At 70.2% G+C, this 16,965-nt stretch carries 13 protein-coding genes and 2 pseudogenes; 6 read left to right on the top strand and 9 right to left on the bottom strand.

All coding sequences use genetic code 11. The annotated features are described in order from the left end of the window. Nucleotide 1: 1 nt before the first annotated feature. The 7 genes from OG714_RS51810 to OG714_RS51780 form a co-directional block, all read right to left on the bottom strand. Nucleotides 2-856: a hypothetical protein gene (locus OG714_RS51810; protein ID WP_406131448.1), complete on the bottom strand. Its 855-nt coding sequence runs from the start codon at nt 854-856 to the stop codon at nt 2-4. 47 nt (nt 857-903) lie between these two features. Continuing rightward, on the bottom strand, nt 904-2,382 hold the full coding sequence (locus OG714_RS51805; RefSeq protein WP_406131447.1) for an aldehyde dehydrogenase family protein: 1,479 nt from the start codon (nt 2,380-2,382) through the stop codon (nt 904-906). A gap of 118 nt (nt 2,383-2,500) precedes the next feature. Further along, a complete protein-coding gene (locus OG714_RS51800; RefSeq protein ID WP_406131446.1) occupies nt 2,501-3,505 on the bottom strand; it encodes an oligopeptide/dipeptide ABC transporter ATP-binding protein in 1,005 nt (334 codons plus the stop codon). Further along, a complete protein-coding gene (locus OG714_RS51795) occupies nt 3,498-5,447 on the bottom strand; it encodes a dipeptide/oligopeptide/nickel ABC transporter permease/ATP-binding protein (RefSeq protein WP_406131445.1) in 1,950 nt (649 codons plus the stop codon). The genes OG714_RS51800 and OG714_RS51795 overlap by 8 nt, the downstream gene beginning before the upstream one ends. After that, a complete protein-coding gene (locus tag OG714_RS51790; protein ID WP_406131444.1) occupies nt 5,444-6,382 on the bottom strand; it encodes an ABC transporter permease in 939 nt (312 codons plus the stop codon). The genes OG714_RS51795 and OG714_RS51790 overlap by 4 nt, the downstream gene beginning before the upstream one ends. Nucleotides 6,383-6,445: 63 nt before the next feature. Beyond that, nucleotides 6,446-8,077, bottom strand: coding sequence for an ABC transporter substrate-binding protein (locus tag OG714_RS51785; protein ID WP_406131443.1), 1,632 nt, complete (start codon nt 8,075-8,077; stop codon nt 6,446-6,448). Between the two features lie 567 nt (nt 8,078-8,644). Next, on the bottom strand, nt 8,645-9,448 hold the full coding sequence (locus OG714_RS51780) for an IclR family transcriptional regulator (protein WP_406131442.1): 804 nt from the start codon (nt 9,446-9,448) through the stop codon (nt 8,645-8,647). 217 nt (nt 9,449-9,665) lie between these two features. On the opposite strand from OG714_RS51780, the gene OG714_RS51775 reads away from it, so the two are divergent. The 6 genes and pseudogenes from OG714_RS51775 to OG714_RS51750 all read left to right on the top strand — a co-directional run. After that, nucleotides 9,666-10,490: an alpha/beta hydrolase gene (locus OG714_RS51775; RefSeq protein ID WP_406131441.1), complete on the top strand. Its 825-nt coding sequence runs from the start codon at nt 9,666-9,668 to the stop codon at nt 10,488-10,490. Between the two features lie 473 nt (nt 10,491-10,963). Next, complete coding sequence (locus OG714_RS51770; RefSeq protein WP_406131440.1) at nt 10,964-12,496, top strand: carboxylesterase/lipase family protein; 1,533 nt, start codon at nt 10,964-10,966, stop codon at nt 12,494-12,496. A gap of 25 nt (nt 12,497-12,521) precedes the next feature. Continuing rightward, nucleotides 12,522-13,100: a carboxymuconolactone decarboxylase family protein gene (locus OG714_RS51765; protein WP_406131439.1), complete on the top strand. Its 579-nt coding sequence runs from the start codon at nt 12,522-12,524 to the stop codon at nt 13,098-13,100. After that, nucleotides 13,100-14,032, top strand: coding sequence for an aldo/keto reductase (locus OG714_RS51760; RefSeq protein WP_406131438.1), 933 nt, complete (start codon nt 13,100-13,102; stop codon nt 14,030-14,032). Before OG714_RS51765 ends, OG714_RS51760 begins: the two co-directional genes overlap by 1 nt. A 98-nt stretch (nt 14,033-14,130) precedes the next feature. Continuing rightward, a pseudogene (locus tag OG714_RS51755) lies at nt 14,131-14,289 on the top strand (MFS transporter); the annotation flags it as partial. Nucleotides 14,290-14,320: 31 nt separating this feature from the next. Continuing rightward, nucleotides 14,321-14,737, top strand: a pseudogene (locus tag OG714_RS51750) (membrane dipeptidase); the annotation flags it as partial. Between the two features lie 270 nt (nt 14,738-15,007). Here OG714_RS51750 and OG714_RS51745 read toward each other — a convergent pair. Together OG714_RS51745 and OG714_RS51740 are read right to left on the bottom strand one after the other, a co-directional pair. Then, the gene (locus tag OG714_RS51745) at nt 15,008-16,198 is read right to left on the bottom strand and encodes a sensor histidine kinase (RefSeq protein ID WP_406131437.1); all 1,191 of its coding nucleotides are present in this window, start codon (nt 16,196-16,198) and stop codon (nt 15,008-15,010) included. Next, a complete protein-coding gene (locus OG714_RS51740; RefSeq protein ID WP_318022266.1) occupies nt 16,189-16,851 on the bottom strand; it encodes a response regulator transcription factor in 663 nt (220 codons plus the stop codon). The genes OG714_RS51745 and OG714_RS51740 overlap by 10 nt, the downstream gene beginning before the upstream one ends. Between the last annotated feature and the right edge of the window lie 114 nt (nt 16,852-16,965).

The raw sequence follows: 16,965 nt of genomic DNA, 5'->3' as shown, positions 1-16,965 counted from the left end.
ATTATGTGGCGGGCAGGTAGATCGCGTAGCTGGCGTAGGCGCCCCGGCCGCGGGACGGCGAGGGGAAGGCGTGGTATTCACCGAGTTCACTGGTGTGGATGCTGGGGTCGACCCAGGAGACGTCCGGGGTGGTCATGTCGAGCGGGTCCGAGGCGTCGTAGGTTCCGCCGATGTGGGCGGTGAAGTACTCGGCGATCTTCTTGGTGTTCGCCGTGGTGATGAGCGCCTCGTAGTCCGTGTCCCTGGGCGCGTCGACCGTAAGGTCGGTGACGTCACCCGCCTTGCCGCCGCTGACGGAGATGCTCGCGGTGTAACCGGTGCGCGTGGCGGTGAGGACGCCGACGTTGTCCGTGTCGATGATCAAGTCGTCGGCGTGGGACTTGAGATACGTGATCAGCAGTCGGAGGTCTTTGCTCTTCGATGCCTGTAAGGCGTACGTGGCGCTGATGACCGCGTATCCGTAGGCGAGGTAACTGGCGATCGGGGTGGGGTACTTGCTGTCGACGTTGGTGCGGTTGCGGCCGGCGACGTACTCCTCAAGGCCGTACTCGGGTACCCAGATGACCACCGGTGTGGGCGTCTGGGGCGGGGTGGGGGTGTTCTCCATCCCGGTGCCGGCCGGCTGGACCTTGCCCTGGTAGAAGTCGAACCTCAGGTTCGCGCCGCTGGCGATGGCGTAGTTGACGTCCGGAGTGAAGGTCAGGCCGGTGATCGCCAGGTCCCCGTCCGGGGTGTCGGCGGCCCGGGCCGGGGACGCGGAGGACGCGGCCAACAGGCCCCCCGCGCCGATCAGACCTAACGACAGAGACGTTCCGGTGAGGCTCATGAAGCTGCGTCGCGCGAGGTTGTCGTGCACGTTCTCCTCCTGATGTCCGGGGTTGTCGTGTTCGGTCGCTCTCGCGCTCAGGCGGCGTTGATGACCACGGCCTTCACCTGCGTCCAGTCCTCCAGGTAGTCCGGTCCCATGGAGCGGCCGAACCCGCTGTGCTTGTAGCCGCCGAAGGGTGCGCCGATCGCTCCGGCGGGTCCGCCGTCGCCGAGGGTGTTGACGGCGACCTGCCCGGCCTGGACCCGGCGCGCCAGCCGTACCGCTCGTCCGATGTCCTGCGTCCACAGGGTGGCGGTCAGTCCGTAGCGGGTGCCGTTGGCGATGGCGACGGCCTCGTCCTCGTCCTGGTAGGTGAGGACGGACAGGACCGGGCCGAAGATCTCCTCCTGGGCGATGCGCATCCCGGGGGTGACCCGGTCGAAGAGGGTCGGCTCGACGAAGTAGCCGCCGTCGTACGGTTCTCCGGTCAACTTGCCGCCGCCTACTACGACTTCGGCGCCTTCCTCCCTGCCGATGGCGAGGTAGTCGAGCACGCGCTTCTCCTGCCGTGCGTTGATCAGCGGGCCCATGTCGACGGGCTGGTCCCACAGGCCGACGCGTACGGCGCGGAAGGCGTCGGCGACTTCGGAGACGAGCCGGTCGTGGAGGGAGGAGTGGACCAGGACGCGGGAGCCGGCGGCGCAGACCTGGCCGCTGTTCATGACGATGCTGCGCACGATCGCGGGGACGGCCTTGGTGAGGTCGGCGTCCGGCAGTACCAACTGCGGTGACTTGCCGCCGAGTTCGAGCTGGAGGGGGATGAGGTTGCGGGCGCAGGCCTCCATCACGGCGGTGCCCGTGGCGGGTGAGCCGGTGAAGCTGATCTTGCGGATGCCGGGGTGTGCGGGCAGGGCGGCGCCGGCCTCGGCGCCGTAGCCGGTGACGACGTTGAGGACGCCGGGCGGGATGCCGGCCTCCTGTGCCAGCCGGGCCAGGTAGAGGGCGGTGAGCGGCGCGTCCTCGGCGGGCTTGAGGACGACGGTGTTGCCGGCCGCGATGGGGGCGGCGGTGTTGAAGACGGTCATGGGGCCGGGCGCGTTCCAGGGGATGATCGCGCCGACGACTCCGTAGGGCTCGCGCAGGGTCAGGCCCAGGACGTCCGGGGAGCGGGTGGGCAGGGTGTCGCCGAAGACCTTGTCGGCCTTGCCCGCGAGGTAGGTGAGCCGGGCGGCGATCGGTGAGGGGCCGACGGGGTGCCCGACCTCGACGGCCTCCAGGCGGTTGATGTCGTCGTCGTGCTCGCGCACCAACTCGGCCCAGCGGTAGAGGAGTTCGCCGCGTGTGGCGGGGCTGGTGTCGCGCCAGGCGGGCAGGGCGTCCTCAGCCGCTCGTACGGCGTCGTCGATGTCCTCGGCGGTGCCGCGCGGGACGCGGGCGATGACGGCGCCGGTGGCCGGGTTGACCACGTCGAGGGTGGCCCTGGAGCGGGCGGGGACCCATTCGCCGGCGATGAGGTGGGCACCGTCGGGCAGCAGCGCGGAGATGGCGAGCGGGGCAGGTGCGGTGGTGGTCATCTTGGTCCTTGACGGAGAGAGGGTTGGAGACCCGGCTGTCCACGGCGGCTCCGAGTGGCGCCGGGGAATGCTCGGAGGGGCCAATGGCCGGTGTTGCGGGGGCTGTTGGCCGCTGTGGTCAGGCGGCCTCGGCCGTGATCTGGTCGTAGCGGTGGCAGGCGACGGTGACCCCGTCGTGGTCGGTCAGTTCTGGCCGGGTCGTCCAGCAGGTCTCCTGGGCGAACGGGCAGCGCGGGGCGAAGGCGCAGCCCTGGCTGACCCGGCCCGCGGCCGGGACGGCGGCGAGCGCGTGCCGTCGCTCGGTCTGGCGTTGGCGCTGCGCCACGGGGTCCGGGACCGGCGCCGCGGCCAGCAGCGCGCGGGTGTACGGGTGGGCGGGATGGTCGGCGACCTGCGCCGCCGGGCCCCGCTCGACGACCCGGCCGGCGTAGAGGACGACGATGGTGTCGCTGAGGTAGCGCACCACGGACAGGTCGTGCGAGATGAACAGATAGCTGAGCCCGCGGGTGCGCTTCAACTGGGCCAGCAGGTTGAGCACTTGGGCCTGTACCGACAGGTCCAGGGCGCTGACGGCCTCGTCGCAGACGATGAAGTCCGGTTCCATGACCAGGGCCCGTGCGATGGCGATGCGTTGCCGCTGGCCGCCGGAGAAGGCAGCCGGGTAGCGGCGGGCGGCACCCGGCGGCAGGCCCACGTCGTCGAGCGCGCGCAGCACCCGCTCCCGGATCTGGTCGGCGGGCAGGCCCAGGTTGTGGCGCAAGGCCTCGGCGAGGGTGTCGCCGACGGTGTGGGCGGGGTTCATGGAGCCGAAGGGGTCCTGGAAGACCACCTGCATACGGCGGGCCAGCAGCCGGCGTTCGGAGCGTGAGCTGCGGGTGATGTCGGCGCCGTCGAACTCCACTCCTCCCCCGGTGACGGTGACGAGTCCGAGGATCGCCGAGCCGATGCTCGACTTGCCTGAACCGGACTCGCCCACCAGGCCGACGATCTCGCCCCGGTGCACCGTCAGATCGACACCGCGTACGGCGTGCACGGCGCCGCCGCGTCGGCCCGCGTGCCGGTAGGTGACGTCCAGGTCGCGCAGCTTCAACAGGGCTGTGTCCGCTGCGAGTTGGTCAGTCATGCGCTGTTTCTCCGATCAGCTCGACGGGCCGGATGCACCGTGCCGAGCGCTCCAGGGCCGTCAGTCGGGAGATGACGACGGGCTTCTCGCGGCAGGCGTCGGTCACTCGGGGGCAGCGGTTCTGGAAGTGGCAGCCGACCGGCCATTGGGTCGGCGGCGGTACCGCGCCCTCGACGGCGGGCAGCGGCTCGCCCGGGACGGCGTGGTGCGGGTCGGAGCTGAGCAGTCCGGCCGTGTAGGGGTGGGCCGGGGCGGTGACCAGCGCGGTGACCTCAGCCTCCTCGACGACCTCGCCGGCGTACATCACGACGGCCCGGTCGCACAGGTCGGCCAGGACGCCCCAGTCGTGGGTGATGAGGATGACGGCCGTGCCCGTCTTCTGGAGGTCGCGCAGGACGTCGAGGATCTCGGCCTGCACGGTCACGTCGAGCGCGGTGGTCGGCTCGTCGGCGATCACCAGGGCGGGGTTTCCGGACAGTGCGGCGGCGATGCCGACGCGCTGGGCCATGCCGCCCGAGAGTTGGTGCGGATAGCTCGCGGCGACCCGGGCGGGGTCGGGCAGTCGTACCAACTCGAAGAGTTCCAGGGCACGTTGACGGGCGGCCTTGCGGGTGCAGCCGGTGTGCACGCGGACCGCCTCCGCGACCTGGGCGCCCGCGGTGAAGGACGGGTCGAGGCTGGAGATCGGGTCCTGGGAGATCCATCCGATACGGCGGCCACGTACCCGCCGCAGCGCGTCGGCATCGGCCTTCGCCAGGTCGGCGCCCTCGAAGTGGATGGTGCCCGCCGTGATCTCGCCGCCCGCCGGCAGTATGCCCAGCAGCGAGGTCGCGGTGACGCTCTTGCCGCAGCCGGTCTCGCCGACGATGCCCAGTACCTCACCGGCGCGGAGGTCGAAGGAGACGTCACGGATGACCTCGGTCGGTGTGCCGTCGATCGGCAGGGCGACGGTCAGCCCACGTACCGACAGCAGCGCGTCCTTGGCGGGTTCGGCGAGCGGAGTCACCGCCTTCGGTGCCCTGGCCAGGGCCTCGCGGGCGGCGCGGCGGCGGGACGGCGGCCTGTCGGCCGGGGGCGCGTACCGCTCGGCGAGCGTGTCCCGCAGACCGTCGCTCAGCAGGCCCAGGGCCAGGATGAAGCTGATGATCATGAACCCGGAGGGGACCAGGAGCCACGGGTCCGTTCCGACGTTCTTGGACGCCTCGGCGATCATGCTGCCCCAGCTGGCCTGGGTGGTGCCCAGGCCGAGGAAGCCGAGCCCGGTCTCCAGCAGCACGGCGTACGCGCCGTAGACGGAGGCCTGGACGAGGATGACGCCGCTCACGCGGGGCAGGACGTGGCGGCGGATGATGACCCGGTCGCTGATCCCGTTGGCGACGGCCGCGCGGACGTACAACTCCTCCTTCACACCGAGGGTGGCCGACCGTACGACGCGGGCGAGCAGGGGTGCGCCGAGAAGGCCGTTGGCGGCCATGGCGGCGCTCTCGTTGTTGGTGAAGACCGACAGGACCACGAGCAGGACGATGATCACGGGTACGGCGGAGATCAGGTCGGCGCTCTTGAGGACGAGTCGGTCGAACCAGCCGCCCCGGTAGCCCGCGACCATGCCGGCCGGGACGCCGAGCGTCAGATACACGGCCAGGGTGATCGCCACACCCAGGAGGGTGACCTGTCCGCCGTGCATCAGGCGGCTGAGCACGTCGCGGCCCAACTCGCCCGTCCCGAGCCAGTGGTGGCCGCTCGGGCCGCTCAGCGCGGCGGTGAGGTCCTGCGCGTCGGGGTCGTAGGGGGCGATCCAGTCGGCCAGGAGGGTGACGAGGAGGACGAGGAGGAGGTAGCCGGCGGAGACCGCCGCGGCGGGCTTGCGGGCCAACCTGGCGGCGAAGCCGTGCCGTTGGGAGGCCGGGCGCCGCACTGTGTTCTTGACGGCGGCGCTCGTCATGTCCGCACCTTCGGGTTGACCATCGTGTACACCACTTCGATCAGCAGGTTGATCAGCATCACGGTCACCGTGAACACCAGGGCGACACCCTGGACCATGGGAATGTCCTGGGTGGAGGCGGCGGTCACGGCGAGGCCGCCCAGTCCTGGCATCACGAACAGGGTCTCGGCGAGCACGGTCCCGCCGAACAGCGTCACCACGACCACGCCGAGCACCGTCACGATCGGCGCGGCGGCGTTGCGCAGCACATGCCGGAACAGCACCGACCGTTCCGGGATGCCGCGCGCCCGCAGGACCCGGACATACTCGCGGTCGAGCTGGTTGAGGACGCCGTCGCGGGTCTGCTTGGCCACGGGCGCGGTGGCCGGCACGCCGAGGGTGAGCACCGGGAGCACCAGCGACTCGAACCACTGGACAGGGGATTCGGCGAACGGGACGTATCCCGTCGCGGGGAAGAGCGGCAGTTGCACCGCGAACGCCGTCATCAGCACGAGGCCGAACCAGAAGTTCGGTACGGCAAGTCCTACCAGGGCGATGCCGTCCACGGCCCGGCCGAGCCAGCCGCCCTTGAGCGCGCTGAGCACGCCGAGGGCGACGCCCGCCACCGCGGCCACGAGGATCGCACCGCCGATGAGCGAGAGGGTGACTCCGAGGCGGGAGGTGAGCTGGTCGCTCACCGGGACGCCCGAGGTGATGGAGTCGCCCAGGTTGCCGTGCAGGGCGTCGGTCAGCCAGTCCCAGTAGCGGACCGGCAGCGGTTGGTCGAGGCCGAGCTGCTTGTCGATCGCTGCGACCTGGGCGGGGCCGGCGTTCGCGCCGAGGATGGTGCGGCCGGGGTCGCCCGGGACCAGGCTGGTCAGGACGAACGTCAGGGCGGAGACGCCGAAGACGACGGGGATCGCGCCGAGCAGCCAGCGGAAGAGGATCCGGTGCATCTCGCCTCTCTCCTTTCTTGGGCCGGGCTGCCCCCTTGGTCAGGAAGGGGGCAGCCCGGAGCTCTACTTGGTGGCGTAGAAGGCCAGGGGGCTGGCGAAGGGCGCGCCCGCGCTGACCTTCACCCCGCCGACGCCGGGCCGGACGTAGTAGTTGACCGGGGTGAAGGCGACCGGCGCGAACCAGGCGTTCTTCACCAGGTACTCCTGCATCTGCCTGTCCAGGTCGGCCCGCGTGGTGGCGTCGGCCGCGGCGGCCTTGTCGTAGAGGCTGGTCAGCTCAGGGGCCGAGGTGCCGAAGCCGTTGAAGACCTTCGAGCCGGGCATGAACAGGTCCTGGCCCTCCAGGTACATGGGCTCCTCGGTGAAACCGCCCGAGACGGCCGGGTACTTGTGGTTGGTCTGGTTCTCGACGAAGGAGGTGATGCTGGTGACGGCGGTGACCTTCACCTTGATGCCGACCTTTTCGAGCTGTCCGGCGATCGCCTGGGCCATCGTGTCGAAGCCGACGAACGTCGCGGCGAGGACGGGGAGTTCGAAGCCGTTGGGGTAGCCGGCCGCCTTCAGCAGCTGCTTCGCTCTGGCCGGGTTGTACGCGTAGTGGTCCGCGTAGTCGGCCGAGTAGCCGTCGCCGCCCTTGATCACGGTCTGCACGGTCGGCGTACCGCTGGAACCGAGCAGTGCCTTCGTCACCGCGGCCCGATCGATCGCGTAGTTGATCGCCTGCCGGACCCGCACGTCACCGAGCGGCTTGGACACCTCGCCGCCGCGGTCGATCAGACTCAGCCCCTGGAGAATGACCGGCAGGCCGACGGTGGACATACCCGCGGACTTGGCCGAGGCGGCGGACGTGTAGTCGCCCTTGTAGACGTCGATCTGGCCGGTCTTCATGGCGTTGACCGCGGTCTGACCGTTCTGCACGATCTTCATGACGATCTTCTTGTAGCCCTGCTTGGACTTGTCGTAGTACGACGGGTTGGCCGTGTACGTGTAGTGGTCGCCGGCCACACTCTGCGAGGGCTGGTAGATGTACGGGCCCGCGCCCTGGCTCGTGGCGGTCGGGGTGAGCTTCGAGGCGGCGGCCAGACCCTTGGGGCTGATGATCTGGCCGATGCCGTACGACTGGGTCAGCAGGGTCGGCAGGATCGGGTTCGCTTTGGCCAGCTTGATCGTCAGGCCCAGATCGCCCGAGGCCGTGATCGTCGCGTCCGTCAGATAGTGCGCCTGATTGCCCTGGGCTGTCTTCGCGTACTCCAGGGACGCCTTCACAGCGTCCGCGGTCACCGGTGTGCCGTCCGCGAACTTCACCCCGGACCGCAGCGTGACCGACAGTTCCGTGTTGCCCGTGCCGACGTACTTCCAGGACTTCGCCAGCGCCGGCTGCACCGTCCCCTCGGGGGAGAGATAGAACAGCGACTCGTACGACAGCATCGTGAAGTCGACGAATCCGAGGTCGAGACTGCCGGGGTTCATCGAGGGCGGGGCCTGCTGCTCGGCGACGGTGAGGGTGCCGCCGGCCACCTTCGTGCCGCTGCCGCTCCCGGAGCCGGCGGCGGCGCCACCGGCCGCTCCGCCGCAGGCGGCCAGGGTGAGGGCGAGCGCGGTCGTCAGGGCGGCGAGGCCGAGGCGGGTGGTGCGGAGAGTCCTGCGCGAGGCTCTGGGGGCGGACGGGGACGGTGCGTCATCGTGAAACGTCATTGTTTCTCCTTGCTCTGAGCTCGGCGGGGGCGCGGCCGGGGACTCGGGCGGCTGGACGGGCGAGGTTCGGTCGGCCCGGAGATCGGCTCCGCACACCACGGCGGAACGGACATGAGGATCAGGGGGGATGAGCGGCCTGAGCGGCGTACGCCGGACGCGGATGACCGGAGTCACCCGGGCCGGCGGTGTCCTGTGGGGGTGTCCGCCTGCGCCTGTTCACGGGAGTGGGCGAGTCGGCCGAAGGGCCGAATTGGGGAAGCGTTGCGTCGCGGTAACCGTCGTGCGATCACGGCCTGGGCCGTGCAGGACGGACGGTCATGGATGAGCGGCGACGAACCGGAGGTGCTCCCGCTGCTCGCGAGGTCGCGCTCAGAGGTACTGACGCACCGGGGGCTGGCCGGTGAACCGGGACGGATGCCGACCCGGTGCCGTAACCCTGCTGAAACGGTGCAGCGATGTCCAGTGGTCGTACAAGACCAAAACGGTGAGAGATCCGCAAGGTAAGCGTGCGGATCGCGGGAGTGCGCGACGGGGTGTCGTGGTGCACGGCCGCAGCCGTGCCGCTCGTCAGCCCAGCAGGCCGTGCAGCGCTTCCGCCGTCGTACGGATCAGGTCGGTCCAGCCCAGGAGCGTCTCGCGGGACTCCAGGTAGGTGATGGCGGAGATGCTGACGCCCCCGACCACGGCGCCCTTGGCGTCGCGGACCGGGGCGCCGAGGCAGCGTACGCCGATCTCGTTCTCCTCCTCGTCGAGGGCGAAGCCCTGAGCGCGCACCCGGTCGAGTTCGGCGCGCAGGGCGTCGAGTTCGGTGATGGTGTGCTCCGTGCGGGCCGGCATGCCCACCCGGTTCATCAGCGCGGTCAACTCGTCGTCGCTCAGGCCGGAAAGGATGCACTTTCCGATCGAGGTCGCGTGCAGCGGCAGATGCATGCCCACGCGAGAGGCGGTCTGCACCGGCCTCGGGCTGGTCACCTTGATCAGGCAGGTGGCGGCGTCCCCGGTACGCACTCCCAGGTGCACGGTGTCGCCGACGCGTCTGCTGAGCACCTCCATCTCGGCCCGCATCACCTGGTCCTCCTCGCACCCCTGGGTGACACGGGCGGCGAGCGCGCGCAGCCGCGGTCCCGGGCCGTAGCAGCCGGTGCCGTCGGAGGCCAGGAACGAGGTCGCCACCAGGTTCTGGAGGATGCGGTGAGCGCTGGCCTTGGGCACCCCGGCGGCCGTGGCAACCTCGCCCAGCCGGTGCGGATAGCCGGGGGCGACCGCGGCTTCCAGGAGGTTGAGCGCCTTGTCGGTGGCGTTGCCCGCATGGGAGGTGCGTCCTCCCCGGCCGCTGCTCTGTGAGTCCTCTGAAGTTTCGATCCCGGCCATTGACAGGCTCCCGTCGCAGGGTTTCACTGATGAGCGTTCCACAACAGGATACGCCATTCCACGTAACGGAACACCGTGTAGAACATCGCTCGGATGGGCGGGGCCGGAGGGCTGCCGGCGCCCGCCCCGGAGGATCCCGGGCCGTAATCAAGACCCACCGAGAGGACACAGCACCGTGGTGCAGAAGGTTCACAAGGTAAGCACGACGCCGGAGCAGATGGCAGAGATCGAACAGCAGTGGATCGACCCGGTCCAGGAGGACCAGGAACTCACCACGTTCCAGCTCTACCCCCAGCCCTCCCGCGCAACGGCCGACGCCCAGGGCAACTACCAGCTCTATCTGCCGCCCCAGTACGAGACCGAGCCGGAACGACGGTTCCCCGTCATTTACTGGCTGCACGGCGGGTTCGGCAACTCCCGTCAGGGTTCAGAAATGGTTGCGCGGATCGACAAGGCCGTCCGGAACGAGGTGATACCGCCGACGATCGTCGTCCTCCCGCACATCCTGCCGATCGGCTGGTACGTCGACTCCAAGGACGGTGCCCGACCGCTGGCCCAGATCACCGCCTTCGACCTGGTCGACCACGTCGACTCCACCTACCGCACCATCCCCGAGGCACAGTCCCGCACCGTCGAGGGCTTCTCGATGGGCGGCTTCGGCGCCCTGCACCTGGGCCTGAAGTACCCGAAGGTCTTCGGGAAGGTGTCGGCGGTCGCTCCCGCGATCCTGCGCGACCTCAAGGACGAACCCGCGGACCGGGTCAACAACACCTACTTCGGCGACCAGGAGTACTACGACCTCTGCCACCCCTGGAGCCTGGTCCTCGCCAACGCCCCCGAACTGCGCCGCACCAGCCAGGTCCGCCTGCTGTCCGGTCGGCTCGACACCCGACTGGCACCCACCATCCGCGACCTGGACACCCGCTTCACCGACCTCGACGTGGCGCACGACTTCTTCGAGTTCCCGGACGCCGACCACGAGTACGCGGACATCATGGACGGCTACGGCGACAAGTACTACGCCTGGTGGCGCACCGCCTGACGAGCTCCGCCTCGTCTGCGGCACAGAGCTCGACACGACGGCGCCCGTCGCAGGGGGCCGGCCGGTTCAGCGGGCCGAGGCCCCGCCGCCCAGCCCGACGACACCTCGATCAACAGCGGCACCCACGACATCGCCCCTGTTCGGCATGCGGCCCATTACCCGTAGACACCGGGCGTCACACCCATAGCGCCGTCAAGGCGCCGACGCTCGTCGGACCTGGTCACCGCACCCCGTCCGGCAGCGCGCACGTCCCTGCCGCCACTCCGCCGGCCATCGCGCCCGTTCCCTCGCAACTCGTCGCGGTTTCCACCCTCACGAGATGCATCCCCGCACAGTCCACCGGCAGGCCGGTGGACCTCCTCCCCGCCGGTCCACCGGCCTGCCGGTACTCCCCCACGCCTCCGGACACCGAGCCGTCCCGCGGTCCACCTGTATCCGGAGCATGGCCGACCCACCCCGAAAGGAACAGTCGCATGAGGTCTCCGGGCCGCCCGGTACGCACGGAGTACGGCCGTGTCTCCGGCATCCCGGCGCTGCTTCCCGGCGTCACCGTATATAAGGGGGTGCCCTACGCGGCAAGTACGGCGGGCCCGCGCCGCTGGCGTCCCCCGAGACCACCACAACCGTGGGAGGGGATACGACCGGCCGACGCCTTCGGCCCCATCTGCCCGCAACCGCCCTCCGACCTCGCCGATCCGGCGCTCCCGCGCGGCGAGGACTGTCTGAACCTCAATGTCTGGACACCCGCCGGCCCACCGGACGAGCTGCGGCCCGTCCTGGTCTGGCTGCACGGCGGCCGCTTCCTCTACGGCTCCGGCGCCGACCCGCAGAACGACGGTTCGGCGCTGGCCGCCAAGGGCCTGGTCGTCGTCACCGTCAACAGCCGCCTCGGCGTGCTGGGCTTCCTGGCGACACCCGAACTGAGCGCCGAGTCGGTGGACGGGGCCTCCGGCAACTACGGGTTGCTCGACCAGATCGAGGCCCTGACCTGGATACGGCGCAACATCGTGGCATTCGGCGGCGACCCCGGACGGGTCACGCTCGCCGGGCAGTCCTCGGGCGCTGCCTCGGTGATGGACCTGGTCTACTCCCCGCTCGCCAAGGGCCTCTTCCACGGAGCGATCGCGGACAGCGCCGTACTGCACCCGAAGGACCCGGCGATCTCCACCCTCGCCCCCTCCCACCGACGCCTCGACCGGGCCGAACAGGAGGGCACCGCCTACGCCGAGGAGTGCGGCGGCAGCACCCTGAGCGAACTGCGGGCCCTGCCGGTCGACACCCTGGTGGACGGCAGCACGGCGAACGACCCGGAGATCCCCGGTGCTCCACCGCCCCCGCTGTTCCGGCCGGTCGTCGACGGCTGGGTACTGCCCCGCACCTACGCCGAAACACTCGCCGCCGGTACGCAGAACGACGTCCCGGTCATCGTCGGCAACAACCGCGACGAGAGCGGCGCGGGACCGGGAACCCGGCTGACCGTGGCGGTGTACGAACGCCGCGCGGCCCGGCGCTACGGAGAGTTCGCCAAGGAGTTCCTGAGCCTGTACCCGGCGACGACCGACGCCGAGGCGACCGCACAGCACAATGCGGCCCGCGCCGACACGGCACGCACCAGCACCCACCTCTGGGCCGAGGAGTGGGCGAACCGTGCCAGGAGTCCCGTCTTCACCCACTTCTGGACCCGTACCCCGCCCGGCCCCGACGGCGAGGCGCGCGGCGCCTTCCACGGCTCCGAAATCCCTTACCTACTGGGCACGTTGGAGTCGCTGGACCGGCCCTGGGCCGAGGAGGACCGGCACATCGCCGACCTCCTCACCGGTTACGTCACCCGCTTCGCGGCCGTGGGCGACCCGAACGGCCCAGGACTGCCCGCCTGGCACCCCACCCGTCCCCAGGTGCGGGAGGTCTTCGAGACCGGCCACGGCTGGGCGCCGATCCCGCTCGCCGAACCGGCGCGCGCCGACTTCCACCAGCGGTTCCTCATGGCGCAGACCACCGCCTGGTGAACCACACCCGAAAGGAACCACGATCATGCGACTGACCCCGCTGACCAGCCTGACCCCCGAACAGACCGAACTCCTCGAAACCGTCGTCGGCCCCGGAGTCGAAGAACCCCCGCCGCCCTTCCTCGTCTGGGCCCGCAACATGGAACTGGCCCACTGGGTCGAGAACCTCGGCCGCTACTGCCGTCACGAGTCCCGCTTCCCGCAACGGCTGCGCGAGTTGAGCGTGCTCATCTGCGGCCGCCACTTCGACAGCCAGTCCGCCTGGAACGCCCACATCGAGCAGGCGATCGCGGAGGGCGTCCCGGCCGAGTGCCTGGAGCGCCTCGCCCGGGGCGAGGACCCGGGCTTCAAGGCCCCGGACGAGCGCGTCTTCCACGCCTTCGCCCACGAGATGCTCTACGACCACTTCGTCACGGACGAGACCTACGCCGAAGCCATCGGACTGTTCGGCGAGGAAGGTGTGCTGGACCTGATCGGCTGCATCGGCAGCTTCAGCATGTCCGCGATGATGCTCAACACCTTCCACGTCCCGCTCCGGCCGCACCTGTCCCGGCCGTTCGCCGATGTCAACGGCTTCCGACGGGCCCCCGGAGGTGTGGCCTGATGCCGCATTCCCCCCTGCAGTCGCTCGAAGGCCTCTTCGACCAGGACGACATGCGGTTGGCACACCGCTTCGTCCTCGGCGGTCCCTTCGGAGCGGAGCCGGCCGAGGCCTCCGCCGAGCGACTGGCCCACTTCGCCGACGCCGGCGGGCTGCTGATCGAGACCTCGCACAGCTATGCCGGCGGCCGGGCCGAGGCGGCGGCGGGCCAGTGGCTGCGCAAGAACCCGGGCGTCCTCGGGGTAGCCACCAAGGTCGGCCACGACACCAACGGGGCCGACATCCCGCTGAGCCGCGCCACGGTCCACGAGCACGTACGGTCCGCGCTGGAAAACCTCGTCGTCGACTCCATCGACGTCCTCCTCTACCACTGCGACGACCCAGCCCGCCCCGTCGCCGAACTCGCCGAGACCCTCGTGAGCCTCGTCGAGGCCGGGCACGTCCGGCGCGTCGGGGCCTCCAACTGGCCGGCGGAACGGCTGTCGGCGCTCGCCGTCGAACTCGCAGAGCGGGGGCAAACCCCCGTCGCCAGTTACCAGTTCAGCCTCGCCGAACCCGACCCGGCGCTGCTCGGCGGCAGCCTGCACGCCGACCGCGCCGTACTCGACGTCGTCCGCGAACACCGCCTGCCCCTGTTCGGCTGGTCCTCGCAGGCCCGCGGCTACTTCGCGCGCACCGAGGCACGGCAGGTCAACGGCAGACCTGATCCGTACGACACCGAGGACAACCGCGCCCGACGGCTCCGCTGCGTGGAACTCGCCGAGCGACTCGGCTCCCGGCCCGAGACGGTGGCCCTGGCCTGGACCCTGCACCACCCGGAGGTGTGGCCGTCCATCGGCCCGCGGACGACCGAGCAGATCGACACCTCGCTCCAGGCGCGCCGCCTCACGCTCACCGAGGAGCAAGTCGACTGGCTCCGGCACGGCGGCCGGTGAGCTCCGAGCACCCGACCGGCACCGGCGTCGCCCCGCAACACGAGCGTCGCGTCTCCGCGAAGGCCGCAGTCTGCGGGGTGTTCATCGCCGCGAACTTCATGTCGATCACGGACACCACGATCGTCAACGTGGCACGCCCGTCCATCAGCCGCGACTTCGGCGTGGACACGTCCGGTCTGAGCTCCGTCAACGTTGGTTACCTCGTGGCCCTCGCGGTCTTCATCCCTGTCTCGGGCTGGCTCGGCAACCGCTTCGGCACCCGGCGCACCACCCTGAAACAAGACCGACGGGGAACTCCGCCTGGTCGCCGACCGCGGCGGGTTCGTCGGCATGTACTTCATGCTCGTCCTCAACCCGACCGGCCACGCCACCGCCACCGACGTCGTGGACCACATCGTGCACGCGGTCGACGTCTGCGGCGAGGACCACGTCGGCATCGGCACCGACCCCGGCGTCACCGCCGTGGACGACCTCGACGCCTATCGCACGGCTCTCGCCGAACACGTCGCCGCCAGGCACGCGGCCGGTGTCGGCGCGGCGGGTGAACGGGCCGACACCTTCCCCTTCGTCGTGGACCTGCGCGGCGTCGACCAGTTCCGCGACCTGATCCGCCTCCTGGGGAAGCGCGGCTACCGCTCGGGACGCATCGAGAAGATCCTCTGCCGCAACTTCCTCGACCACGCCGACCGCGTCTGGGCGCCCTGAGAGTCCGCGCCCGCGTTCTCGGCCATGTACAGCGGGTTCTCGTAGCGCATGTCGATCACGCCGGAAGGTCATGCCGTTGGCTTCTGCGTTGATGCCGACGTCACAAGCAGCCCATGCCCGCCCGATCGCGGCAATGGTCACCCCTGTGGTCGGGCCATCGAAGAGGACACCGGAGCCAATGCCGGTGGAGCAGGGCGAAGGTCTGCTCCACGACGTGACGGAGTTCGCCCGGGCCCCATGATCACGGCATCACGACTTCCCCTGCGACGCTCAGGGGAAGCGCACGGTGAGAATGAGTCCGCCCTCGGGACCGGGTCGCGCAGTCAGCGTGGCGTGGTGTGCCTCGGCGATGGAGGCGGCGATGGACAGCCCCAGGCCGTGGCCGGTGGTGGCGGTGCGGTCCGCGTCGAGGCGACGGAAGGGTTCGAACAGGCCGGGGATCCGTTGGGCGGACACGTGGGGGCCCGTGTTGGTCACCGTGACGGTCGCCGTGTCGAGCCGTACGCGGACGGTGCCGTCGGGGTGGTTGTACTGGAGGGCGTTGCGGATCAGGTTCATCAACAGGTGGCGCAGCAGGACGGGGTCTCCGGGAACGACCGGCCGCGCGTCGGCGCTCAGGTCGAGGCGCACACCGTTCTGGGCTGCTTGGAGGGAGAGCTCCGCCGTCACCAGCCGGGCGACTTCCGCCAGATCCACGCTTTCGGTCACGTCCGGCCCTCGGTCGCTCCGGGCCAGCAGCAGGAGCGCGTTGATCAGTTGTTCGGCTTCGCGGTTGGTGGTGAGCAGGTCCTCTCGCACCTCGGCGAGGCCCTCGGGGAGGGGATCGGCGAGGCCGACCTGGAGGGTGGCGCGCTGGGCGGCGAGAGGGGTCTTGAGTTCGTGGGAGGCGTTGGCGACGAACCGGCGCTGGCTCTCGAAGGCCTTCTCCAGTCGGTCGAGCATGGTGTCGAAGGTGTCGGCGAGGCGGTGCAGTTCGTCGTCGGGGCCGCTGAGCGCCAGGCGCTGGTGCAGGTTCTGTTCGCTGATACGGCGGGCGGCTTCGGTCATGGAGGCGACAGGACGGAGGGCTCGTCCCGCGAGCCACCGGCCGAGCAGTCCGGCCAGCAACGCCATGACGAGGAGGCCGACGGCGGACCAGAGCACCATCTGGCGCAGCGCGGTGTTCTGTACGGCCTGCACGGTCTGGTCGATCTTCTTGATCATGGCGCTGTCGCTCTGGGGCGAGGAGAAGGGATCCGGCCGAGTGCGGTGCGACGGCGCGAAGGACGTCGTGGGACCGCTCGGCACATCCGCGTAGGTGATCGACAGCCCCTGGACCTGTTGATCCGTTCCGTAGCGCGCGAGCAGCACCACGAAAGCGAGCAGGGCCGTGCCGGCGAGCAGGAAGAGCCCGGAGAAGGCGACGGCCAGTCGACTGCGGAAGGGCAGTCCGCTCAGCAGAGCCCGCGGGTTCAGTCGCACAGCCGGTACCCCTCCCCCGTGTCGGCGGCGATCAGGCCCGGGTCGCCGAGCTTGCCGCGCAACCGGCTGACGGTGGCGCGAACCGCGCTGGTGCGCGGGTCGAGGTGCTCGTCCCAGACGGTCCGGACCAGCTCGTCGTGCGCCACCGGCGCACCGCCGGACACGAGCAGCAGGTGCAGGACCGCGAACTCCTTCGGAGTCAGTTCCAGCGGGCGGCCGTCCACGGACACTTCGCGCCGCGCCTTGTCCAGGGAGATGCTCCCGAAGCACAGCACGGCGGAGGGCGGCTTCGGCGCGCGACGGCTCAAGGCGCGTACACGGGCTACGAGTTCGGCGAAGTCGAAGGGCTTGGCAAGGTAGTCGTCCGCGCCGAGCTCGGTGAGGCCGTGGATCCTGTCGGTGAGCTCACCGGCCGCGGTCAGCATGATGATCCGAGGTGGGTCCTGGAGTTCGCGCAACCGTCTGCACACCTCGTCTCCGCTCATGACAGGCAGATCGCGGTCGAGGATCAGCACGTCGTAGGCGGTGAGCAGACACATCCGCTCGGCCGCGTCGCCGGTGGCGGCGACGTCGACGGCCATGGCCTGGCGGCGCAGACCGGTGGCGATGGTGCGGGCGAGCACACGGTGGTCCTCGGCAACCAGAACTCTCATGTCCTCATGAAACCAAGGTCACGATTGCAGCCGGATAAGGACAGGGAGCGGGGCCTGCCCTTATGCCGCTGTAACACGCTTATCCCGCTGCGAACGGCAAGCTGCTTCTGTCTG

The sequence above is a fragment of the Streptomyces sp. NBC_00989 genome (genome assembly GCF_045162655.1).
Classification (GTDB): domain Bacteria; phylum Actinomycetota; class Actinomycetes; order Streptomycetales; family Streptomycetaceae; genus Streptomyces.
Note: the sequence above shows the minus strand (reverse complement) of the source record. Positions and strands in the feature narration are given on the sequence as shown.